23 protein-coding genes are annotated in these 22917 nt (G+C 53.5%); 19 read left to right on the forward strand and 4 right to left on the reverse strand.

Annotation, left to right across the window (positions count from 1 at the left end; genetic code table 11):
• Nucleotides 1-212 precede the first annotated feature (212 nt).
• The 5 genes from EVJ33_RS04355 (at nt 213) to EVJ33_RS04375 (ending at nt 5647) form a co-directional block, all read left to right on the forward strand.
• Entirely contained in the window at nt 213-518 is a 306-nt protein-coding gene (locus EVJ33_RS04355; RefSeq protein WP_131434769.1) for a rhodanese-like domain-containing protein, read from the forward strand.
• The gene (locus tag EVJ33_RS04360) at nt 515-2983 is read left to right on the forward strand and encodes a CoA-disulfide reductase (protein ID WP_131434771.1); all 2469 of its coding nucleotides are present in this window, start codon (nt 515-517) and stop codon (nt 2981-2983) included. The genes EVJ33_RS04355 and EVJ33_RS04360 overlap by 4 nt, the downstream gene beginning before the upstream one ends.
• Nucleotides 2984-3163: 180 nt before the next feature.
• Entirely contained in the window at nt 3164-4612 is a 1449-nt protein-coding gene (locus tag EVJ33_RS04365; protein ID WP_131434773.1) for an alanine/glycine:cation symporter family protein, read from the forward strand.
• Between the two features lie 84 nt (nt 4613-4696).
• Nucleotides 4697-5152, forward strand: a complete 456-nt coding sequence (locus EVJ33_RS04370; RefSeq protein WP_131434775.1) for a DUF1877 family protein — start codon at nt 4697-4699, stop codon at nt 5150-5152.
• A gap of 45 nt (nt 5153-5197) precedes the next feature.
• A complete protein-coding gene (locus EVJ33_RS04375; protein WP_131434777.1) occupies nt 5198-5647 on the forward strand; it encodes a hypothetical protein in 450 nt (149 codons plus the stop codon).
• Nucleotides 5648-6060: 413 nt separating this feature from the next.
• On the opposite strand, the gene EVJ33_RS04380 is transcribed toward EVJ33_RS04375, so the two are convergent.
• A complete protein-coding gene (locus tag EVJ33_RS04380; protein WP_131434779.1) occupies nt 6061-7095 on the reverse strand; it encodes a metal ABC transporter solute-binding protein, Zn/Mn family in 1035 nt (344 codons plus the stop codon).
• Nucleotides 7096-7268: 173 nt separating this feature from the next.
• On the opposite strand from EVJ33_RS04380, the gene EVJ33_RS04385 reads away from it, so the two are divergent.
• The 3 genes from EVJ33_RS04385 (at nt 7269) to EVJ33_RS04395 (ending at nt 9357) form a co-directional block, all read left to right on the forward strand.
• Nucleotides 7269-8204, forward strand: a complete 936-nt coding sequence (locus tag EVJ33_RS04385; RefSeq protein ID WP_131434781.1) for an alpha/beta hydrolase — start codon at nt 7269-7271, stop codon at nt 8202-8204.
• A gap of 66 nt (nt 8205-8270) precedes the next feature.
• The gene (locus EVJ33_RS04390) at nt 8271-8870 is read left to right on the forward strand and encodes a histidine phosphatase family protein (RefSeq protein WP_131434783.1); all 600 of its coding nucleotides are present in this window, start codon (nt 8271-8273) and stop codon (nt 8868-8870) included.
• A gap of 10 nt (nt 8871-8880) precedes the next feature.
• Nucleotides 8881-9357: a DUF456 domain-containing protein gene (locus tag EVJ33_RS04395; RefSeq protein ID WP_131434785.1), complete on the forward strand. Its 477-nt coding sequence runs from the start codon at nt 8881-8883 to the stop codon at nt 9355-9357.
• A 74-nt stretch (nt 9358-9431) separates the two neighbouring features.
• On the opposite strand, the gene EVJ33_RS04400 is transcribed toward EVJ33_RS04395, so the two are convergent.
• Nucleotides 9432-9905 carry a YwpF-like family protein gene (locus EVJ33_RS04400; RefSeq protein ID WP_131434787.1) on the reverse strand — a complete coding sequence of 158 codons (474 nt, stop codon included), beginning with the start codon at nt 9903-9905 and terminating at the stop codon, nt 9432-9434.
• Nucleotides 9906-10019: 114 nt separating this feature from the next.
• On the opposite strand from EVJ33_RS04400, the gene EVJ33_RS04405 reads away from it, so the two are divergent.
• Nucleotides 10020-10322: a hypothetical protein gene (locus EVJ33_RS04405; RefSeq protein ID WP_021068165.1), complete on the forward strand. Its 303-nt coding sequence runs from the start codon at nt 10020-10022 to the stop codon at nt 10320-10322.
• Between the two features lie 38 nt (nt 10323-10360).
• On the opposite strand, the gene EVJ33_RS04410 is transcribed toward EVJ33_RS04405, so the two are convergent.
• On the reverse strand, nt 10361-11806 hold the full coding sequence (locus EVJ33_RS04410; protein ID WP_131434790.1) for a nicotinate phosphoribosyltransferase: 1446 nt from the start codon (nt 11804-11806) through the stop codon (nt 10361-10363).
• A 22-nt stretch (nt 11807-11828) separates the two neighbouring features.
• Nucleotides 11829-12362: a cysteine hydrolase family protein gene (locus tag EVJ33_RS04415; protein ID WP_131434792.1), complete on the reverse strand. Its 534-nt coding sequence runs from the start codon at nt 12360-12362 to the stop codon at nt 11829-11831.
• A 142-nt stretch (nt 12363-12504) separates the two neighbouring features.
• On the opposite strand from EVJ33_RS04415, the gene EVJ33_RS04420 reads away from it, so the two are divergent.
• The 10 genes from EVJ33_RS04420 (at nt 12505) to argF (ending at nt 22873) form a co-directional block, all read left to right on the forward strand.
• Entirely contained in the window at nt 12505-12780 is a 276-nt protein-coding gene (locus EVJ33_RS04420; RefSeq protein WP_131434794.1) for a 4a-hydroxytetrahydrobiopterin dehydratase, read from the forward strand.
• Nucleotides 12773-13255 (forward strand): hypothetical protein, encoded by a 483-nt coding sequence (locus tag EVJ33_RS04425; protein ID WP_236634530.1) that lies wholly within the window; start codon nt 12773-12775, stop codon nt 13253-13255. The genes EVJ33_RS04420 and EVJ33_RS04425 overlap by 8 nt, the downstream gene beginning before the upstream one ends.
• A gap of 33 nt (nt 13256-13288) precedes the next feature.
• Entirely contained in the window at nt 13289-13606 is a 318-nt protein-coding gene (locus EVJ33_RS04430) for a hypothetical protein (RefSeq protein ID WP_131434795.1), read from the forward strand.
• A 147-nt stretch (nt 13607-13753) separates the two neighbouring features.
• A complete protein-coding gene (argC, locus tag EVJ33_RS04435; RefSeq protein ID WP_131434797.1) occupies nt 13754-14779 on the forward strand; it encodes an N-acetyl-gamma-glutamyl-phosphate reductase in 1026 nt (341 codons plus the stop codon).
• Between the two features lie 13 nt (nt 14780-14792).
• Nucleotides 14793-16010 (forward strand): bifunctional glutamate N-acetyltransferase/amino-acid acetyltransferase ArgJ, encoded by a 1218-nt coding sequence (argJ, locus tag EVJ33_RS04440; RefSeq protein ID WP_131434799.1) that lies wholly within the window; start codon nt 14793-14795, stop codon nt 16008-16010.
• The gene (gene argB / locus EVJ33_RS04445) at nt 16007-16786 is read left to right on the forward strand and encodes an acetylglutamate kinase (protein WP_131434801.1); all 780 of its coding nucleotides are present in this window, start codon (nt 16007-16009) and stop codon (nt 16784-16786) included. Before argJ ends, argB begins: the two co-directional genes overlap by 4 nt.
• Entirely contained in the window at nt 16746-17891 is a 1146-nt protein-coding gene (locus EVJ33_RS04450) for an aspartate aminotransferase family protein (RefSeq protein ID WP_131434803.1), read from the forward strand. Before argB ends, EVJ33_RS04450 begins: the two co-directional genes overlap by 41 nt.
• The gene (locus tag EVJ33_RS04455) at nt 17888-18937 is read left to right on the forward strand and encodes a carbamoyl phosphate synthase small subunit (RefSeq protein ID WP_131434805.1); all 1050 of its coding nucleotides are present in this window, start codon (nt 17888-17890) and stop codon (nt 18935-18937) included. Before EVJ33_RS04450 ends, EVJ33_RS04455 begins: the two co-directional genes overlap by 4 nt.
• Complete coding sequence (gene carB, locus EVJ33_RS04460) at nt 18930-21950, forward strand: carbamoyl-phosphate synthase (glutamine-hydrolyzing) large subunit (protein WP_131434807.1); 3021 nt, start codon at nt 18930-18932, stop codon at nt 21948-21950. The genes EVJ33_RS04455 and carB overlap by 8 nt, the downstream gene beginning before the upstream one ends.
• Entirely contained in the window at nt 21947-22873 is a 927-nt protein-coding gene (gene argF / locus EVJ33_RS04465) for an ornithine carbamoyltransferase (protein ID WP_131434809.1), read from the forward strand. Before carB ends, argF begins: the two co-directional genes overlap by 4 nt.
• Nucleotides 22874-22917 lie beyond the last annotated feature (44 nt).

Consider the following 22917-nt stretch of genomic DNA (forward strand, 5'->3'; position numbering starts at 1 on the left):
GAGTATGTGTCGAGCCACAACGTTTGAAGTGAAGATTTTTAAAAGTTTACCGATTCGACAAACAAATCCCTTGCAATCAAATACCATAGGGGGTATATTAATGACGTGGAAGCGATATGTTCAACGAATCACAAAGATTCATCGGACGCCCGCTGCCAAACTGACTATGAAACAAGTGAAGCATCATAGATGAAAAGGATGGGTAAACGAACATGAAAGCATCTGCTTTAAAACGTCAAATGGACTTTGAAGTACCGGTGAACATCGTCGACGTTCGTGAACGTGACGAGTTCCAAGAAGCGCACATTGCTGGCGCGACAAATTATCCGCTATCGGAAATGTCGGAATGGATCGAGACGCTCGATCCTGAAGCAGAATACATCGTTCTCTGCCGTTCAGGTGCTCGCAGCACGCAGGCAACTTGGCAAATGGAAGCGAAAGGTTATAAAGTGGTCAATATAGAAGATGGCTTGATGAGCTGGCCTGGTGAAGTCATCAAAGGAGGAAATGAGCAATGAGTAAAAAAATCGTAATCGTCGGTGGGGTGGCCGGTGGCGCTTCGGCAGCCGCCCGTCTTCGTCGCTTAAATGAAGAGAATCATATCGTCATGTTCGACCGGGGCGAGTATATTTCGTTCGCCAACTGTGGTCTCCCATATTACATCGGTGACGTGATTCAAGATCGTCAAAAATTGCTCGTTCAAACCGTTGAAGGGATGAACAAACGTTTCCAACTTGATATCCGTAACTTGACAGAAGTGACGAAAATCAATCGTGCCGAGAAGACGGTATCGGTGAAAAACGTCAAGACAGGTGAGACATACGATGAGTCATACGACGTACTCGTCTTGTCGCCAGGAGCGAAACCGATTCGTCCGAACATTCCTGGGATTGAAGAGGCGGAAGACATCTTCACGCTCCGCAACATTCCGGATACGGATAAAATTCGTAGCTACGTCGACGACCAAGCACCGAAACACGCGACAGTCATCGGTGGTGGCTTCATCGGGATCGAGATGGCTGAAAACTTACGGGAACGTGGTGTCGACGTCACGCTCGTCGAGATGGCCGATCAAGTCATGACACCGCTCGACCGTGAGATGGTCTCACCGGTTCACGAACACATGCGTCTCCATGGCGTCGACCTTCAGCTCTCTGACGGTGTCGATTCGTTCTCTGAGAAAGGGAAACGTGTCCACTTGAAGAGTGGCCGCGTCATCGAGACCGATATGGTCGTCTTGTCCATCGGCGTCGTACCAGAATCGTCAATCGCAACGGAAGCGGGACTTGAAACAGGCATCCGCGGCGCCATCCGCGTCAACGAGAAGATGCTCACGTCAGATCCGAACATCTACGCCATCGGGGACGCTGTCGAAGTACTCGATTATATCTTTAAAGAGCCGACGGTCGTCCCACTCGCATGGCCGGCCAACCGCCAAGGTCGTCTTGTCGCCGACATCATCAACGGTCGTGACGTTAAATACAACGGAACGATGGGGACTGGGATCGCCAAAGTATTCGATATGACCGTTGCTTCAACAGGTTGGAACGAGAAACGTTTAACAGCAGCTGGTAAAGAATTCGAAGCCGTTCACGTGCACCCGGGTTCACATGCGGGTTATTATCCAGGATCGACACCAGTATCACTCAAACTCTTGTTCCATCCGACGACCGGTGAAATCTACGGCGCGCAAGGCGTGGGGATGAACGGCGTCGATAAACGGATCGATGTGATTGCGACAGCGATGAAAGGTGGCTTGACGGTCCTTGACCTTCCAGACCTTGAACTCAGCTACGCACCACCGTTCAGCTCAGCGAAAGATCCAGTCAACATGATCGGTTACGTCGCGTCGAACGTCGTCCTCGGCGATAACGAAGTCGTGCACTGGAACGAAATCGACGAGTTGGTCCAAAACGGCGCGACATTGCTCGACGTCCGTGATGAGTCAGAACATGAACTTGGCAAGATTCCTGGTTCAATCAACGTTCCGCTCAACTCGCTACGCGATCACTTGGACAACTACAGCAAAGACGAAACGATTTACGTGACGTGCCAAGTCGGGCTCCGCGGATACCTCGCATCCCGTATCTTGCGTCAAAACGGCTTCAAGGTGAAAAACTTGAGCGGTGGCTACAAGACGTGGTCACAAGTAAAACGCGATTTCGATGCCATCGAGGCAGACGCGTCGGCGGCAAATGAGACTGCCGCAACAGTAACGGAGGAGGCACCACCAGCAATGACGAATGAACCAGTCGGGGAACCGATTTTCCTAGATACGTGCGGTCTGCAATGCCCGGGACCAATTTTAGAAGTCAATAAAAAAGTAGCCGAGCTCGGCGAAGGTGAGACGCTCCGCGTCCTCGCGAGCGATCCAGGTTTCTTCGCAGACATCGAAGCATGGGCGAAGAAAACGGGCAACAAGCTCGTCTCGAAACAGTTTGTCAACGGTCGCGTCGAAGCGGTCCTTCAAAAAGGCAATGGTCCTGCGGCTGTGCAAGCAGGCGCACCGGCAACAGACGGCGCATCGATGGTCGTCTTCAGTGGGGACCTCGACCGCGCACTCGCTTCGTTCATCATCGCCCAAGGTGCGGCCGCGATGGGCAAAGACGTAACGATGTTCTTCACGTTCTGGGGACTCAACGTCATCCGTAAACCAGACGCGCCAGAAGTGAAGAAGCAAGGCCTCGAGAAGATGTTCGGCATGATGATGCCATCACATGCGGGTGAACTTCCGCTCTCGAACATGAACTTTGGTGGTGTTGGTCAGAAGATGATGAAGAAAGTGATGAGTGATAAAAACGTGCCATCACTTGACCAAATGATCAAATCGGCTCAGGAGGCAGGCGTCAAAATGGTCGCTTGTACGATGTCGATGGATGTCATGGGGATTAAAGAAGAAGAGCTAATCGACGGCATCGACCTCGGTGGTGTGGCAGCATACCTCGGGGCAGCCGAAGGCGGTAACTTGAACCTGTTTATCTAATCAAATGTTGGAATCTAAGCGATCGGTCCATAGACCGGTCGCTTTTTTATGCTTACTATCGATGGGGAAAATTGTCGAAAAAGATTGCATTTTTTGAACGTTTTTCCTATAATTCTACTCATGTAAAGAAAGTTGACATAACTTTTTCTTATAACTCATATATACATGGAGGATTTAAAGATGGAGAAATTCGTAGAAAATCTCGTTTCATCAGCCAACGACTTGCTTTGGTCGTCAGTGCTAATCGTTGTCCTTGTCGCCTTAGGTTTGTACTTCACCGTTCGCATGGGGTTCGTCCAGTTCCGGATGTTGCCTGAAATGTTCCGCCTCTTGTTCAAAGACGGCATGAAACGTGAAAAAGGCCAAGTCTCGTCATTCCAGGCGTTCGCCATCGGGACAGCAGCCCGCGTCGGAACGGGGAACATCGCCGGTGTCGCGACAGCCATCGCGCTCGGAGGTCCAGGAGCCGTCTTTTGGATGTGGCTCATCGCCCTCATCGGATCGGCTTCAGCGTTCGTGGAAAGCACGCTCGCGCAAGTCTACAAGATTCGGGACGGACGCACATGGCGTGGAGGTCCCGCGTACTACATGGAACGTGCCCTCGGTCAGCGTTGGCTCGGGATCTTATTCGCAATTCTCATCACGTTCTCGTTCGGATTCGCGTTCAACTCGGTACAATCGAACACAATCTCGCTCTCGATGAGCAACCAGTTCGGTGTGAGCACGACGACAGTCGGTCTCGTCTTGGCCGTGATCACAGCGATCGTCATCTTCGGTGGGATTCAATCGATCGCCGTGCTCTCGAGTATCATCGTCCCGGTCATGGCGGGTGGCTATATCTTACTTGCCGGCTGGGTCATGATCTCGAACGCTTCACTGTTGCCGGAAGTATTCGGCTTGATTTTCTCAGAAGGTGTATTCGGTCTTCAACAATTGTTCGGTGGTGCGATCGGAGCGATGGTGCTCCAAGGAATTCGTCGCGGCCTCTTCTCGAACGAAGCCGGGATGGGTTCAGCCCCGAACGCGGCAGCGACTGCTGAAGTGTCACACCCGGTCAAGCAAGGCTTGATTCAATCGTTCAGCGTCTTCGTCGATACGCTTCTCGTCTGTACGTCGACAGCGATGATCATCTTACTGTCAGGTGTAGCCGGGTCGGAGTCGTTCGCGGGTGTTGAATTGACACAGGCGGCGCTCACGGCTGAAATTGGTCCGATGGCGACATCGTTCCTCACGATTGCGATTTTCTTGTTCGCGTTCAGCTCGATTCTTGGAAACTACTACTACGGCGAGACGAACATCCAGTTCATCTCGGATAAAAAGATTTACGTCACGCTCTACCGCATCGGTGTCGTCGGCATGGTTCTCTTCGGAGCCGTCCGTTCGGCCGGTCTCGTCTGGTCGATTGCGGACGTGTTCATGGGTCTCATGGCACTCGTCAACTTGTATGCAATCTTCCGTCTCACGAAAGTCGCTCGTCTCGTCCTCGACGATTACTTGGAACAACGCCGCCAAGGTGACGATCCGGTATTCTATGCCGATTCGATTGACGATTTGCCAGGCCGCGAGTACATCGAGGCTTGGGAAACGACAGAAGAGGAAGAAGTCAAGACAGGCACGATTCGTTCATAAACGCCAAACCGTCTACGAAAACACGTAGGCGGTTTTTTTGCGCCTAAAAGATGGGTAAACTGAAGAAAAGGGGGGCGTTCAATTATGGAGACGACACATTATATACGCATTTCCCCAGAAGTATGGGTCTCGTTCGGGCAAGATCCGGAAATGATTTTAGATTGGCTGTTGCATGTGCACGCTCAACAACGTGACACGTATGAAACGTTGACGCTCCCAAACATTGAACGCTTCCAAAAAATTCTCGGTCAAATCGAGGTGTATATCGATGGGGACGACACGTATAATTTAGAGATGGCCGTCATCGGGGAAGAGTTGATCGTCAACGAAAAGCAGGCGGTCGTCGTCGGCATCTTGACACCGCAACTGCTTCATATCGTCAAAGACGCGATGAACGCGTTCACCAAAGAGGATGTCGCGGATATGGCGTTCGTCGACCATGACGGAATCGATGACGTATGGCTTAAATGGACGCTGTTGAAACGATTCTGCGAAGAAGCGATTAAACGAGACGAACTCGTATTGATTTATTATGAATGACATCGCCTAAATGGTATAATATTGAAAAAATGGTGGTGAAGCTGAGTGGGTAATTTCTTTGTTAATTTAGCTTTATTTTATATGATGGTTAGCCCAGCGTTTGCGTATCGAATCGGCCGAAAACGCGTCGCAAGGATGAATATGATATCGCTTTTGCTTTATATCGTAAGCTGGGGCTATGTCCTTGGAGCGGGGACGTCTTCCGAACACCCTGTCTCGATCCTTTGGGGTATTTTGCTGTTCCTAAATCTTTTATTGGCTGTGATGACGAGCGCAATGTTTTTATATGACCGTCGGCCCACCCGTTCTTTGTTGCCCATCGGTGCCAGGGCAATCATTTTCTTTTTAGGAAGCTTGCTAGTCACTTATAATCTCGATTCACATGAAGTACTGGGAGAGAAGTTGCTACAAGCGAGTATGATGACAGTCGTTCTTTTTGTCACAAGTGTCATCTGGATTCGATTGAGACAAATCAATCGGCAACCTGACATGTAAAGCCCCCGGCGTCGTAGCGTCGAGGGGTGGGATAAGTTATTTAAATGATATTCTTCTAAAGCATTTATTATGTTATGGGGGTTCGTTGAATGTTATCTTGGTTAGGCATAACGAATACAGATCAAGCAGATCAAACTGAACGTCAGTTTTTTGGGAATGTGAAGAAAAAAACTAGAATCATCATTCTCCTTACGGCTCTACTGGCACTTTATGGTGTGAAGTCCTTACTCATCTATCTAATCCCAGACTCGTATTTGGCCGACCCAATCGTGGCCGTTCTACCAGGTACCGTCGGCGTTTTGGTCTCTCTAGTCTACGTCCTGGTCGCGGAACGACTTCTACAGGACAACGCCAAACGCTAGTCATACCATTTAGACAAAAAAACTCGACGCCGCAGCGCCGAGTTTTTTGTCTTATTTCAATGCCGTCTCAAGCGCTTTGACGTTCTCGCGCATGAGGTCGAAGTAACTCTTCTCCATCTGCTCTTTCGTGACCGATTCCAAGTTGTAGATTGTCACCGTCTCCGCGCCGATTTCGTTTTGAACGACTTGGGCGACTTTCGGTGTCACCGTGTCTTCGAAGGCGATGTATTTCAAATCATGAAGTTGTGCCTCTTCAATGACGCGTTTCAATGCCTGTTGGGACGGTTCTTCTGCAGGTGTGAGACCTGTAATTGGGAGTTGGTCAAATCCGTAGCGCTCTGCCAAGTAACCGTAGGCCGCATGCGTTACGAGCAGCTCTGACTTCGAGCCAGCGTCGACTGCCGCTTTGAGCTCGGCGTCGAGCGTGTCGGCTTCTTCTTTAAAGGCGCTCAAGCGATCCGCGAACTCGTCTTTATAGTCAGGGGCCTGTTCACTGAAGGCCGCTTCGACCGCTTCGGCCATCGAGACAGCATTCATTGGATCGAGCCAGACGTGCGGGTCATACTGACCGTGGTTATGGCCGTCATCTTCACTATGACCGGCTTCTTCCTCGGCATGCTCATCTTCTTCATGACCGTGCTCGTCTTCTTCATGACCGTGTTCGTCTTCTTCATGCCCATGCTCATCGTTGCCATGGACGTGAACTGTGTCCTCAGCCGATAAAAGTGAGATATCTTCAGCCGTCTTTACGAACATGACGTTCTCATTGGCCAAGCTCTTCTCCATCGATTCGACGTATGGCTCGAGGTCGTGGCCGACTGTTAAGAACAAATCGGCCTCGGCGATGTCGGTCATCTGTTTCGAGGTCGGTTCATACGTGTGTGGGTCGGCACCGGGTGGGATGACCATCTCGACACGGACGCGGTCGCCCCCGATTTCCTCGGCGAACGATTTCAAGGCGAACGTTGACGCATAGACGGTCAACTGGTCGCTCGTCTCCTCCGTCGCACCGCCTTCTTCATTACTTGCACATCCACCTAATAAGAGTGTGCCGGCAGCGGCGACACTCCATAATTTCTTATTCATGAACTCTTCCACCTGTCCTCTCTATATAAAACCTTTAAATCGTAACCGTTACGTTCTGAGACTGCGTTTTATATTATAGGGGGCGAATCGTTACACGTCAAGTCCGACTTCAGATGGATGGTTTTTCGAGAAAAAGGGAATAAGATTAAAAAAAGAACGAGGAGTGGATGTATATGAGAAAGGAGACTGCCTGGTTCGTCGGTGGTGCGGCGCTCGCGGCGGCGACGGCAGCCGGGGCCAGCGTGTGGAGCCAGTATGGATCGCTCGTGCGGTGGCAAGAGCCCGAGTTACCGGTGCGTCCCTCGACCCGGAAACGTCGGACCCACACGTACAAGATTGTCGACGATCGTCCGCTCCAATTTGATGTGTACTACCCGCCCGGTGAAGGACCGTTCCCGGTCGCGATGTACGCGCATGGGGGTGCGTTCGTTCGAGGGAGTCGGGGCATGGTGACGTTGTTCCATCCATTGCTCGACCATTTTCTCGCCAAGGGTTTCGCTGTCATCAGTATCGACTATCGTCTGTTCGAGGACGGCGTGTATTTTCCAGACAACATCATCGACGTCTCGGACGCGCTATGCTATCTCAAGCAACACGATAGTCTGCTCCTTCTCGACATCGACAAGTTGATTGTCTGGGGCGACTCGGCAGGTGCTGCCCTCGTTCTCGCGACGGCGCTCGACCGAAGCAAACAGTTCACGGGCGAACTCGGCGACGACGTACCGAAGGTGAAAGGTGTCATCGCCCTCTATCCACCGACGAATTTCTTATTGTTCAAGTTCATCCAGACATGGCTCGCTCATTTGAAATTTTATGAAGGGAGCCGGGAGGCGTGGCGTGAGCTGATGGTGAAGTGCTCCCCGGTCACACATCTGTACGATGATGCACCGCCGATTCTCCTGTTGCACGGCAAAAAAGATCCGATCGTCCCGTTCGGACAAGCTCTTCATTTCGTGGAGCATGCGAGCGAGGTCGGTGCGAACGTACAGTTGATCTCTTTTCCGAACGGCACGCATTCGTTAGCGAGTTTCCTCCAATCTGATAACCCGATCAAAGAAACGCAACTGATGACCCGGATCGATCGTTTCATCGATGACGCCATGATGTGACGTTGCGCTTTTTTTCAAAGATGGTACGATGGGGAAGGATTTAGGAATCAAAAAGGAGTGACTCGCGTGACAGAACTTTGCTTGGTCCGACATGGTCAGACCGATTGGAACTTTCAAGAAATCATTCAAGGACGGGAAGATATCCCGCTCAACGCACTCGGACATCGACAGGCCGAAGAGAGTGCGGCCTTTTTAAGTCAAGAAGCGTGGGACGTCATCGTCGCGAGCCCGCTTTCACGAGCGATGGATACGGCTCGCTACATCGCAGAGGCGTGTGGCATCGACTCAGACGCCATCATTCAAGACGAACGCTTCATCGAACGTGAATTCGGGGCGGCGTCGGGTAAACCGGTGCCTGGCATCTATGAGGCTGTCCAAGCCGATGATCAAAGCCGCGTCCCAGGTCTCGAGTCTGAAGACGAGATGCGGGCCCGTGTTTTGAGCGGCATGGAAGACATCGTCACGGCTCATGCCGGAAAGCGTGTCATCGTCGTCTGTCATTCACATGCGATTAAAGCCGCCCTGTCGGCGATTGACGACACGTACACGTTCCGCCATGCCATGCGTAACGCCTGCTCGAACTATATCGCACATCAAGACGGTCAGTTCGTGGTCAAGGCGGTCAATGTCGCCGACCATATTACGAATGTGATCGTCGCAAAGTGAGGAGAAGCTCATGACGACATTGCTCTGGATTTTCATCATCGCATCATTTGTTGTGGCGTTTGCGGGTTTGATCTATCCGGTCATCCCGAGCGTCTTGTTCTTATTCATCGGTTACATGATTTACGGCTTTGGATTCTCATTCGAACCGCTCACATGGACGTTTTGGGTCTGGCAAATTTTATTCTTGATCTTCCTGTTCGTGGTCGACTATATCGTCACCCGGGCAACGGTCGATAAACGCGGCGGTTCCGAACGGGCGAAGTGGGGAGCGACGATCGGATTGATTGCCGGTCCGTTCATCTTCCCGCTCGTCGGAGTGCTCATCTTCCCGTTCATCTTCGCGTTTTTAGCAGAGCTCACGCTCGGTAAGTCGACGCGTGAGGCGTGGAGTATCGGTGTCGGTACCGTACTCGCCTTCCTCGGCAGCACGGTGCTTAAAGTCGTCGGAATGACGATGATGGTCATCTTGTTTTTCATCTACATTTGAGGCGGAGAAATTTCTTCGCCTTTTTGGGTTGAGATATTTTAAAAAAGGGGGAAAGAAAAACAAGACCGTTCGATTTATTCGAACGATCCTGTCTTGACGAGCTGGGTGAAGGCGGAGCGGCTGAATGATTGTTGTTGCTCCATTTGTTTTTCGAAGAAGGACGGTTTGAGTTCGGCGTTGGCCACACCTTCGGAAATCAACGAGTCGAGCACTTGCTTCGTGGTGTCTTGTTTCGGCATCAGCATGAGCCCTTCGGCGACGAACGTGTGATGATCGCTGAGCGACCGTTCGCTCGTGAACGTCAGCGCAAGGGCGGCCGGGCGGTTCGATGGAGACGTGATAACGGCCTCGGCGAGGAGCAGGATTCGTTTATTCAAGTAATGATGAAGCGTGACGGCAAATTCAGTCGGGACGAGCATCTCGAGGAGCCATTCGTTGTCGTGCTCTTTTGAGATGATCAACCCATCGAGCAGTTCGACGGGGAGGTTCAACTCGTTGCCATACTCGTCTTGGACGAGGCGAACTTGGACTAGGCGGAACGTTTTCATCGTATCGATCCCTTCCACATTTTCTTTAACTCATCTTAACACAGTCTGATTCGAAGATTGTGTTACGATAGCGGGGAAGCGACGTAAAAAAATAGAGGACAAGGAGGCATCAAGATGAGTTGGGTTGTTGGCATAATCGGGTATATCGCGATTCTAGCAATCGGTTATTATGGTGTCCTTTTCTTCAAAGTAAAGCAGGAGCGGAGTCGGGCCGGATATCGAATCTTCCTCTTGCTCGCGGGATTGTTCTTCGTGAGCGGGAGTGACTATATCATCGCGTTGTTCCAAGGGGATACGGAAGCAACGTTTTGGCAGCGGACCGTGTACTTCATACTGATTTTGATCTCTCTTTCAATCGCCCTTTACTTTCGGAGAAAAGAAGATAAAATCCATGCGAACGAGATGACGACGGCATAAAACAAGAGGCTACGGAAAAAATCCGTAGCCTCTTGTTTTCATTTCGGAATTCGTGTTTGACGAATCATTTCTAGTTTCAAGTCCCAGAGCGGTTTACTGAATGTGACCGAGTACACTTCCGGCAAGCGGAGGCGTTTGTACTCTTCCCACAGACCATTCATTTGCTCGTGATGATACGCGCGAATGTCTTTCGCGTTCGGTAAGTCATAGACGCGTTCGCCATCTTGGAAAACTGGCACGAGCAAACGTTTGACGCTAAAGTTACGTGTCTTGATGCGGAACGCCGGGTCGCGCACGTCAATCAAGTCGATCTCGTTATACGTCTCGACCGGTTCGTCAGCTAGGGCGATATAATCCCCTTTGAACTTCCCGGTCTCGTTATCGATGATGCGATACAATTCTTTCTTGTGCGGTGTCGTCGTCTTCACTTTCGAAGACGACACTTTGATGACCGGCTTCAGTTTTCCGTCGGCGCCTTCGCGGGCGACGAGCTTGTACACCATGCCGAGCGCGGGTTGCTCGTAGGCCGTGATGCCACGCGTCCCGACGAGGAACGTGTCGGCTTCAGCCCCTTGCATCCGCAAGTCTTGAATGACGTACTCATCGAGGTCGCCCGAGACGACGATTTTGACGTAGTCGAGTCCGGCCGCGTTCAAAGCTTTTCGGGCTCGTTTCGATAAGTAGGCCAAGTCGCCCGAATCGAGGCGGACCGACTTCAAGCGATAGCCTTTCGCCTCGAGTTCTTTGGCGACCGTGATCGCGTTCGGAAGACCCGATTTGAGCGTATCATACGTATCGATCAACAGGCTCGTGTTGTCCGGGTACATCGCGGCGAACGAGCGGAACGCCTCGAGTTCGTCGTCGTGGAACTGGATGTCGGCGTGCTCCATCGTACCGCCGGTCGGAATATCAAAATCACGTCCGGCCGACACTAAGCTCGTCACATCAAAACCAGCGATATAGGCGGCCCGTGTTCCGTAGTAAGCGGCATCGACGCCTTGGGCGCGGCGGGCCCCACCTTCGAGCAGCGTCTCATTCGGCGCGGCTTGACGGATGCGCGCGTATTTCGTCGCGATGAGTGACTCGTGGTTGGCGATGTTCAAGAGCGCCGTCTGGAACAGCTTCGCCTCAAAAATCGTCGACTCGATGCGGACGACTTGTTCGTTCGGGAAGATGACTTCTCCTTCGCGGACACTATAGAGTGAGCCCGTGAACTTGAAGTTGCGGAGTACGTCCGCGAACTCGTCCTCGAAGTCGAGTTGCTGTTTCAAGTAGCGGATATCCTCTTCCGTGAACGAGACGTTCTCTAAATAATGCACGATGTTTTGGAGGCCGGCGAAGACGACGTACCCTCCGCTGAACGGGTTCGAGCGATAATACAGGTCGAACACGACTTTTTCGTTGTGACGTCCTTGTTTCCAATAAATATACATCCAGCGTGGGAGGTATAAGTCTGTGTGAAGTGCTAGGTTGCGATGTAACATAATCGTTCCTTTCTGTTTTACGTCACTTCCCGGTCACAGTTGCTCCGAGGGTCGTGACAAAATGTTCGAGCGCCCAAGCGTGTCCGACTGGGTTGAAGCTTTGGACGGCATCGGCGTGGACGACGATTGTATAGCCTAAGTTGTACGCGTCGACAGCGGTGTGGAGCACGCAAATGTCTGTGCACACACCGACGAGATGAATCTCCGTGATGGCCCGTTCGCGCAAGCGCAAGTCGAGGTCCGTTCCGGCGAAAGCACTGTACCGTGTCTTGTCGATCCAGTGATCGGCACGGCTTGACACAGTTTTGACGGCACCGTATAACTCACGGCCATCGGTCCCGCGAATGTTGTGTGGCGGGAAGAGTGTCGTCTCAGGATGATATGTGTCGCCAGCGTCGTGGACGTCGTTCGCGATGACGACATAATCCTCGTCTGCGAACTCCTCAATCAACTGGACGATTCGTTCTTCTATGTCTTGCCCTGGTTTTCCACAAGTCAAACGACCCGTATCTGCGATAAAATCAAACGTGTAATCGATAACGATCAATGCACGCATGGGGAGCTCTCCTCTCTCATGTAAAGAATAGTTGGCTATCCTTCTTATTCTAAATCATTTTACGTGATGCGAAAAAGATTATTTTTGATCGGGGTCGGGTACTAGGTGTAAGAAGAACTGTTTGCGAAAGGGGAATCAGCACATGCTGCTGTCATCAACCGAACTGTCAGAGCAACTATCTCGTCTGAATGGCTGGGAAGTTGTCGAAGGAGAATTACAAAAGACGTATCGACTCGAGACGTTTCCGGAGGCGATTCAATTTGTCCATCTCGTCGCCGATTTGGCGGAGACGCTCAATCATCATCCGAATATCTTGATTGAGTATCGGAACGTCACGTTGACCGTGTCGACGCACGACGAAGGCGGGATCACGGAGAAAGACATCATGCTCGCGAAAGGTTGTGAGGGGTTTGTCTAAACTGTTCATGACGTTCGCCTCAGGGACTGTCGCTGAACGATTGCGCCAACAACCTGGCGTCATCATCGCGAACGGGACCGAGACGATTTTGCTTGCAGAAGGAGACAAATCTCCGTTCCAAAGCGGGAAGACGTTTCAAATCGAAGAAGCGGAAGGACAATTCGCCTCGAAAGGGAATATTGTCTATGCGAACGTTCCGGTCGATTCGAACGCCCGGTCGCTCTTGTTCCATCGCTTGTTGAAAGACAAATCACGTCTTGGGTTTGGCCATAGCGGTTTTGCCGCCTATCGGCTCGGTGTCGATCCCGAAGACAACCATGGGATTATCTTCATTCAATTCACCGAGGGCGGAAATCGTTTCCGTGATTCGACCGAGTATGTCTTGTTCCAAGAATGGCTGAAAGAAGCCGTCGAACAAAAAGGAGCCGGTCCAATCATAAAACACTATGTCGTCGATGAAGCGGATGACCTATAATAAACATAACGTCACGTTAGGGGAGGATTTTTTATGAACAAGAACTACTTCTGGATGGGTTTGGCCGCAGGTGCCATCATCGGAGCCGGGGCATCGCTTCTCCACAAGGAGACGCGCGAGCAACAAGTCAGCCAGCTCAAGCATATGAAATCACGACTCAAGTCACACGATACGTCTACACAAGCTCATTCGGTCGGCCTTCAAGCCTCTTCGAAAGCGAGTTTGAAAGATCGTGTCATGGATTTGAAGGCACTCTACGAAGAGAACCAAGACACGATTCAAAATCTCGTCGAAGATGTGAAAGACTTGGTCGACGCGCTCCAAGACGCTCGTCACAAAAATCAAATTTAATCATCCATCACGGTCCGGTGCACTTGCACCGGGCCGTTTTTTCATGAGGTCATCGGTACCGCTCTGAATAAATTGTATAAAAATACAATTGACAGTATAAATATACGTATGTTTTAATCGGTTTATTCTTTTAAGGAGGTTCGACAGATGATTACTTGTGGAATCGTCGGTGTCACGGGATACGCCGGGATGGAGTTATTGAAGCTCATCGGGAAACATCCCGAGTTCACACTCGTCCGGGCGATGAGCGATTCGAGCGCCGGATTGACGCTTGCCGAATTGTATCCGTGGTTAGAGATCGATCACTTGACGCTCGAACCGTTCCGGGTGGACGCGCTAGATGACATAGACATCCTGTTTTTGGCGACGCCGAGCGGAGTGTCGGCGCAATATGTGGTGCAGTTGACGGAATATGAAGGGGTCGTCATCGATTTGAGCGGTGACCTACGCTTGCCGGCATCGAGCTACGAGACGTGGTACGGCAAACCGGCCGTACCGGCGTCACTGCAAGCGCAGGCGGTATACGGATTGACGGAATGGAGTCGAGACGCTGTAAAGTCGGCCGATTGGATTGCCAATCCTGGATGCTACGCGACGGCGGTCGCGCTCGGTTTGCTCCCGTTCGTGAATGGTGACTGGATTGATCCCAATCACATCATCGTCTCGGCCTGCTCTGGCATCACCGGCGCTGGGAAAGGGCTCAGCACTAAAACACACCATGCCCGTTCCAACGAAAACGTGCAACTTTATAAAATTCATACGCATCAACACATCCCGGAGATTGAACAGACGCTCCAAGCAGTGAGCGGAAAGCAAGTGACCGTGTCGCTATCGACTCATCTGTTGCCCATCAATCGAGGTATCATGGCCACGATGAGTGTCGTGCCGACAATCGAACAAAGTGAAGCAGATTGGGTGAACGTGTTGCGACAGGCGTACGCCGACGAACCGTTTATTCGCGTACAACAAGGTGAACCAGAGATTCGAACGGCCGTCGGGTCGAACTATTGCGACCTTTGGGTGTATGCCGACCAACGAACGAATCGATTAACTATCATCTCGGTGATCGACAACATGCAAAAAGGTGCGGCCGGACAAGCGATTCAAAACGCCAACGTTCGCTTTGGTTTAAACGAGACAGCCGGGTTGCAGGGACAGCCCCAATATATATAAGGAGGTCAAACGGATGATTGAAACAACGATTAGCCCTGTCGTCCACGTCGTCACACCGAAAGGGTTTCAAGCGTGCGGGGTTCACGCCGGACTAAAGCGGAAGCGTAAGGATTTAGCCCTGCTCGTCTGTGAGCAAGCAGCAAGTGCCGCCGCCGTGTATACGACGAATCAATTTCAAGCAGCCCCGATCCAAGTAACGAAAGAGACGCTACACGCGTCGAGCGGGAAAATACGCGCCGTCTTAATCAATAGTGGGAACGCCAATGCCTGCACCGGGCCTCAAGGTCTTGATGATGCCTATACGATGCGCGACAAAGCGGCCGAGCATATCGGGGTGAAGCCGGAAGAGGTGGTCATCGCCTCGACGGGTGTCATCGGTCAATTGTTGCCGATGGAGACGTTATTGAATGGGATTGACCTGCTCGAACCAATCCATCATGAATCGGGAGCAGAGGCATTCGCGGAAGCGATTTTAACGACCGATACAGGGACAAAATGTACAGGGGTCAAGTACGCCGAAGGAGAAGCTGTCGTGACGATCGCAGGCGTCGCCAAAGGCTCGGGCATGATTCATCCGAACATGGCGACGATGCTCGGCTTCATCACGACGGATGCCGTCATCGCGCCAGCTGTGTTACAACGAGCGTTGAAGCAGAGCGTGGACGCCTCGTTCAACAGCATCACCGTCGACGGGGACAGCTCAACGAACGATATGGTGCTCGCCTTGGCGAGCGGGCTGACCGAGATGGACGAGATCATCGAAGGGACACTCGCCTATGACCGTTTCCTTCAAGCGTTGACGGACGTATGCACAGATCTCGCCAAAGCGATTGCCCGTGACGGGGAAGGGGCGACGAAACTGATTGAAGTCGAGGTCATCGGGGCGAAGACAGATGAGGCGGCTCGGATGATCGCAAAACAAGTAGTCGGGTCTTCACTCGTGAAGACGGCAGTCTACGGACAAGATGCGAACTGGGGACGTATCATCGCCGCCATCGGTGCCACCGAGCAGCCAATCGATGTGAATCACGTCGATATCCGGATCGGGTCACAGCACGTTCTCATGGAAAGTGCGCCGGTCTGGTTCGATGAGACGCTCGCGACAGAAGAGATGGGGCAAGACATCGTGCCGATTCAGATCCGGTTACAAGACGGGATCGGACAAGGACAGGCGTATGGATGCGATTTGACGTACGACTACGTCAAAATCAATGCGAGTTACCGGACATGAAGCAACGGAAGGTCGTCAAACTCGGAGGGAGCGTTTGGGACACGCTCCACCCAAGCTATTTCAAAGAGTGGGAGGCGTGGCTCGAGGCGGGACATGAACTCGTGCTCGTTCATGGGGGTGGCCCCGCCTTATCGGCCTATTGCGCGCATCAACAAATCGAACCTGTGTTTCAAAACGGTCGTCGTGTCACGACCGCCGACGTGTTGACCGGGGCCGAGCGCGTGCTCGCGGGCGAGATGCAGACAGAAATCGTCGCAGCCCTCGGTCGTCATCACATTCAAGCGGTCGGTCTCTCGGGTGTGGACGGACAGACGATGACGGGACGACAACTCGCGGCACTCGGAGCGGTCGGCGAAGTCGAACGCATCGAAACCGATTTGTTCGAGTTATTGCTCGCGGGGCGCTACGTGCCCGTCGTGACGTCGTTACTACACAGTACAGAAAGCACGTTGAACTGTAACGGGGACGATTGTGCAATCGCCGTCGCCGTCGCGCTTCAAGCCGACTGCTTCGAAATGATCACTGACGTCCCAGGCATTCAGATTGACGGGACGTTCCGTCGAACGCTCACGCGTGAAGACATCCAGACGGCCATCGCCACAGGGGATATTTATGGGGGGATGATCCCGAAGACCGAAGCGCTATTGGCTGCTTTGACAGGAGGAATCGATGCCGCCGTCATCCGTGACGGCAAGGACCCGGCTCATCCCGGGACAACATTACAGGAGGTGCACCATGCATTCACTACTACCGACATACGGACAACGAGTTATTGAAATCGAACAGGCGAGCGGCTCTTACGTGACCGACACCGCAGGGAAAAGGTACCTCGACTTCGTCATGGGCATCGCCGTCTGCGGGACGGGCCATCGTCATCCGCACGTGAGCCAAGCGCTCGAGACGCAGCTGCAAAAAGTGTGGCACACGTCGAATTTATACAACATCAGCGGGCAGGCGCGTGTCGCCGAAAAACTCGTGTCGGGGACGCACTTGACGCATGCGTTCTTCTGTAACAGCGGGACCGAGGCGAACGAAGGGGCGTTCAAATTAATTCGGAAATGGACGAACAAGACGAAAATCGTGACGTTCACGAAATCGTTCCACGGTCGCTCGTTCGCCATGCTCGGGGCGACGGGCCAAGACAAGGTCAAAGCCGGATTCGGCCCGATGGTGTCTGATTTTGTACACGCACCGTTCAACGACATGGACGCACTCGACATGATCGATGATGAGACGGCTGCGGTCTGGCTCGAAATCGTCCAAGGCGAGGGCGGGGTCGTCGTCGCTGACACAGCATGGCTCGAAGCGCTTCAAGCGAAAGCGACCGAGCATGGGGTCAAAATCGTCGTTGATGAGGTGCAGACCGGGATTGCCCGCACAGGTACCCGCTTCGCGTTCGAACAGACACCGCTCCAACCGGACGTCGTCACGCTCGCGAAAGGGCTCGGCAGCGGCTTCCCTGTCGGAGCGATTTTGACAGCTCCTGGAGCTGAACAGGTTTTCACGGCTGGCAGTCACGGTTCGACGTTCGGCGGCAATCCGCTCGCGATGGCCGCGGCTGAAGCGACGCTCGACATCTTGTTCGAGGCGGATGCACTCGCCCACGTCCATGCGATGGGCGCGCGATTACGAGCGGGTTTGGAACAATTTGTCGACGGAGAGACGTTCATCGAAGTCCGAGGGCTCGGATTGATGCTTGGGCTCGTCGCGACGAAACCGGTCGCGTCGTGGATCGAACAGTTACGGGAGACTGGCCTCTTGGTCGTTGCGGCAGGTCCGGACGTGATTCGCTTCTTGCCGTCTTTACTGCTCGCGGAAGAGGAAGTGGATGAGGCGCTCGCGATGATTGGACATGTGATGATAAAGGAGATGGTGTCATGACGGGGACGGTGACGTTACAAAGTGGTCAACAGTTCGATGGGACGTGGGAGACGAGTGCACGCTTCGCGAAAGGTGAAGTCGTGTTCTTTACAGGAATGACCGGTTACCAGGAAGTGTTGACCGATCCGTCGTACGCCGGGCAAATCGTCGCGTTCACATATCCGCTCATCGGGCAATATGGATTGACCGAGGGGGCATCCGAAAGTGCGGACATTCAAGTGGCGGGCGTGCTTGTTCAGACGTTAGCTGGAAACGGGGCGGCAACTGACTTGAAGGATTGGCTGGAGCAGTCCGGTGTGCCGGTACTGTCTGACGTCGACACGCGCTCGCTCGTCCATGCCCTCCGTGAACACGGCGATCAATGGGGGATGATGACATCCGATCTGGATGCATCGTTTGATGGAGATCTTCATCAAATCACAGAGACGGTTTCGACCCCAGAGTATGTGCGTCACGGAGACGGGACGAACGGACACATCGTCTGCCTTGATTTCGGCGTGAAGACGTCGATGGTTCAGGCGATGGTCGAACGCGGTTACACAGTGACCGTCGTACCGTTCGATACGACGGCCGCCCAAGTCCATGAGCTCGCGCCGACTGGCATTCTCGTGTCGAACGGTCCGGGCGACCCGCGTGATTTGGTCGACTACCTCGACAATGTGCGCGAAGTGGCACTGGCGTATCCGACACTCGGCATTTGTATGGGCCATCAATTGCTCGCGCTCGCGTTCGGGTGTGAGATTGAAAAACAGACGTACGGCCACCGTGGGTCCAATCATCCGGTCCGAAACGTCCAGACGGGGGAAGTGTGGATGACGTCCCAAAACCACGGGTACGTCGTCACACGAGACAGTTTGGAAGCGACGCCGCTCGAACTATTGTTTGAGAACGTGAACGATTTATCGGTCGAAGGGACGTTGCACCGCACAGTCCCGATTCTGACGGCCCAGTTCCATCCGGAGGCCAGTCCGGGACCGAAGGAAGCACAAGCCATCTTTGACCGCTTCGACGAAATGATTCAGCAAGGGGTGAACGTCTATGCATAAAAAAGTACTCGTCATCGGCTCCGGTCCAATCATCATCGGACAAGCGGCCGAGTTTGATTATTCGGGCACACAGGCGTGCCAAGCACTCCGGGAAGCGGGCTGTGAGGTCGTACTCTTCAACTCGAACCCGGCCACGATTATGACCGATCCGGGTATAGCCGATCACACGTACATCGAAGCGATGACGCTTGAGAAGGCCGAATGGATTATCCAGACAGAACGCCCGACCCACTTGCTCGCCACGGTCGGCGGGCAGACCGCCCTCAACTTGGCGCTTGCTTTGGACGAGGCCGGCGTGCTCGGTCAATACGGCATCAACCTTCTCGGTACGTCGCTTGAGACGATCCGTGACGGGGAAGACCGCGAACGGTTCAAGCAGAAGATGAACGAACTCGGGGAACCACTCCCGATCAGCACGACGATTGAATCGATCGACGCCCTGGATCACTTCATTTCCGAGACTGGTGTGCCGCTCATCGTTCGTCCAGCGTTCACGCTCGGCGGTACCGGCGGTGGAATTGCGGAGACGGTGGACGCGGCGTATACGCTCGCGAAGCGTGGTCTCGAAGCGAGTCCGATCTCGCAATGTTTAATCGAGCAGAGCATCGCCGGCTATAAAGAGTTCGAATATGAGGTCATGCGTGACGCCAACGGGACGTGCATCATCGTCTGCAATATGGAAAACATCGACCCGGTCGGCGTCCATACGGGTGATTCGGTCGTGTTCGCCCCGGCCCAAACGTTATCGGATGCGATGCATCAGACGTTACGGAGTGCTTCGTTCCGAATCGTCTCGGCACTCGGTGTCGTCGGCGGGTGTAACATCCAGTTCGCTGTCCATCCGACGGAAGACGCTTATTACGTGATTGAAGTGAACCCGCGTGTCTCACGTAGCTCCGCGCTCGCCTCGAAAGCGACCGGTTATCCGATTGCGAAGATTGCCACTCGTCTCGCCCTCGGGGAACGGCTCGACGATTGCATCAATCCCGTCACGAACGGGACAATGGCGAGCTTCGAACCGGCCCTCGATTATGTGACGGCGAAAGTACCGACGTTCCCGTTCGACTTGTTCAATGGGACGGACCGGACGCTCGGGCCGCAGATGAAAGCGACCGGGGAGAGCATGGCGATGGGCAAAACGCTCGAAGAAGCGCTTCAGAAAGCGTGGCGTGGTGCCGGCGTCGAGCAGTATCCGCTCTATCCGAGTTGGATGGCGACAGCTGATGCCGCCGCGTTATACGCTGAAATTTCGGCACCGACCGATCGTCGTCTTCTGGCGTGCCTCGCGCTACTCGACCGGGGAATCGCCACGGCGTCACAACTTGAAGCAATGACCGGCATCGCCCCGCACTTCATGACGATGTTCGAACGTCTCGTGACGACAATCAAGATGGACCTGTCGACGAAAGGGAACTTGCTACAAGCGAAACGGTTCGGTTTCACAGACGCCCAGATTGCACAGCAGATGAACGTCACGGCCGACGCGGTCGCAGCGATACGGATCGAACACGACATCACGCCGGTCTATCAGATGATTGATACGTGTGCCGCCGAGTTCGAGAGCAGAACGCCGTACTTTTACGGCTCGTGGCACGGGACGTCTGAAGTCGTACCGAGCGAGCGACAGAAAGTCGCCATTATCGGGTCTGGTCCGATTCGGATCGGGCAAGGCATTGAGTTCGATTACAGTTCGGTGCACGCCGTCTGGGCGCTTCAAAAGCTCGGGGTCGAGACGATTATGATCAATAACAACCCGGAGACGGTGTCGACCGATTTCACGGTCGCCGACAAATTGTACGTCGAACCGTTGACGATTGAAGATGTCGTGCATGTGTTGGAGGCAGAAGGCTGTCAGGACGTCTTGATCCAGTTCGGCGGCCAGACCGGCATCTCACTCGCCCATGCACTAGAAGCCAAAGGCTATCACTTGCTCGGGGCGACGGCAGACGTCATCGATCAAATGGAGGACCGGGATCGGTTCTATCAATTCCTCGACGAAATCGGGGTGGCCCACATCCCTGGCGAAGAGGTCGGATCAGTTGACGATTTGACGTCCGCGATCCATCGTCTCGGCTATCCGTGTGTCGTCCGTCCTTCCTACGTCATCGGTGGAAAAGGGATGTATATCATCCGGACCGCGGCAGATTTACACCAAATTGAGCCGCAATTGACTTATCCGCTCCTCGTCGATGCGTATGTCGAAGGACGCGAGCTTGAAGTCGATTGTGTGACAGACGGGAAGACCGTCTACGTCCCGGCCTTGCTCGAACAGATTGAGGCAGCCGGTGTCCATTCGGGCGATTCGACGATGATTCTGCCGCCAGTAAAAACGTCATTCGCGCAACAAACGAAGATTGAAGCCATCGTTCAAACGATTGGTCAAGCGCTCGCCTATAAGGGGGCGCTCAACATCCAATTCGTCTTGAAAGGTGACATCATTTATGTGCTCGAAATCAATCCTCGTGCATCTCGGACCGTCCCGATCGTCAGCAAAGTGACGGGCGAACCGCTCATCGAATGGGCGACGCTCGCTGCGGTCGGCCAGGAGTTGGCAACCATCGTCCCAGACGTACGTCCGGTATGGAGTGGCTATGCCATCAAGACGCCAGTGTTCTCGAGTTTGAAATTACCGGGCGTCGACCCGCTCACTGGACCCGTCATGCGCTCGACCGGAGAAACGCTTCAATTCAGTATGACCCCGTACGTGTCCGAACGGTTCTGTTATGATGCGACAACGACGCGCGTCATGAATCGGACTGAGATTGTAGCCGGACAAGGCTGGTCGGCATATAGTGATCAAGCGCTCGATGAGACGACCGAGTTCCAGAACGTGTCGGTCCTCTTCTCGAACGTACCAGAAGAACAAACGGCACGTGAGGCGGCGGTACGGAACGGCGTCCACGTCATCTCAGAGATCCATCTAGCCGATTACTATCAACAAGCGATGCAAGCGGAACCCAAACGAGTCCGTTCACTTCAAACGATGCAGACAGGAGAGGGACTACCATTATGACGACGCAAACAATCAACCATCTACTGACACTCGAGGAACTGACCCCGTCCACCCTCGACGACTTGCTCGGACTCGCGGCCGAGGTGAAACGAAAGCCGGAAGCGTTCCAATCTGCACTCGCCGGCAAGAAAGTGGCGCTCTTGTTCGAGAAGGCATCGACCCGGACCCGAATGTCGTTCGAGGTCGGGGTCGTCGAACTCGGCGGTTACCCGTTGTTCTTGAGCAGCAGTGATTTACAGATCGGACGCGGGGAACCGCTGACGGACACGATTCAAGTCATGAGCCGCTATGTCGACGCGCTCATGATCCGGACATACGCCCATGAGACGGTCGAGACGCTCGCTTCGGCAGGCTCGATTCCAATCATCAACGGATTGACCGATTCCCATCACCCGTGCCAAGTGCTCGCCGACTTGTTGACGGTCGAAGAAGTGTTCGGCACGAGAATAGGGAAGACGTTGACGTACATCGGCGACGGGAACAACATGGCCCATTCGCTCATGATCGGCGGCGCGCTCAGTGGGATGCACATCCGCATCGCCTCGCCAGAAGCGTATACGGTTGAGACCGACATTTTCGAACGGGCGAATGAACTCGCGGCAACGACAGGAGGCAGCGTCACCTTGTGGCAAGACCCGGTCGCTGCGGCTAAGGGAGCTGACGTCGTCTACACAGACGTGTTCGCGAGTATGGGGCAAGAAGCGGAAGCGACGGAACGGTTGACGCAGTTCGCGGCGTTCCAAGTCGATGCTTCGCTCATGCAGCAAGCGAAGTCAGATGCGATTTTCCTGCACTGCCTCCCGGCTCATCGCGGCGAAGAAGTGACGACCGACGTCATCGATGGCCCGCAATCGGTCGTGTTCGATCAAGCCGAGAATCGCTTACACGCGCAAAAGGCGCTTATGCTCACCTTGCTTGCCTAAACAAAAGAGAGGATTCGCCGCTTTGGCGAATCCTCTCTTTTTAC

It is taken from the genome of Exiguobacterium sp. SL-10 (genome assembly GCF_004337025.1).
Lineage (GTDB): Bacteria > Bacillota > Bacilli > Exiguobacteriales > Exiguobacteriaceae > Exiguobacterium.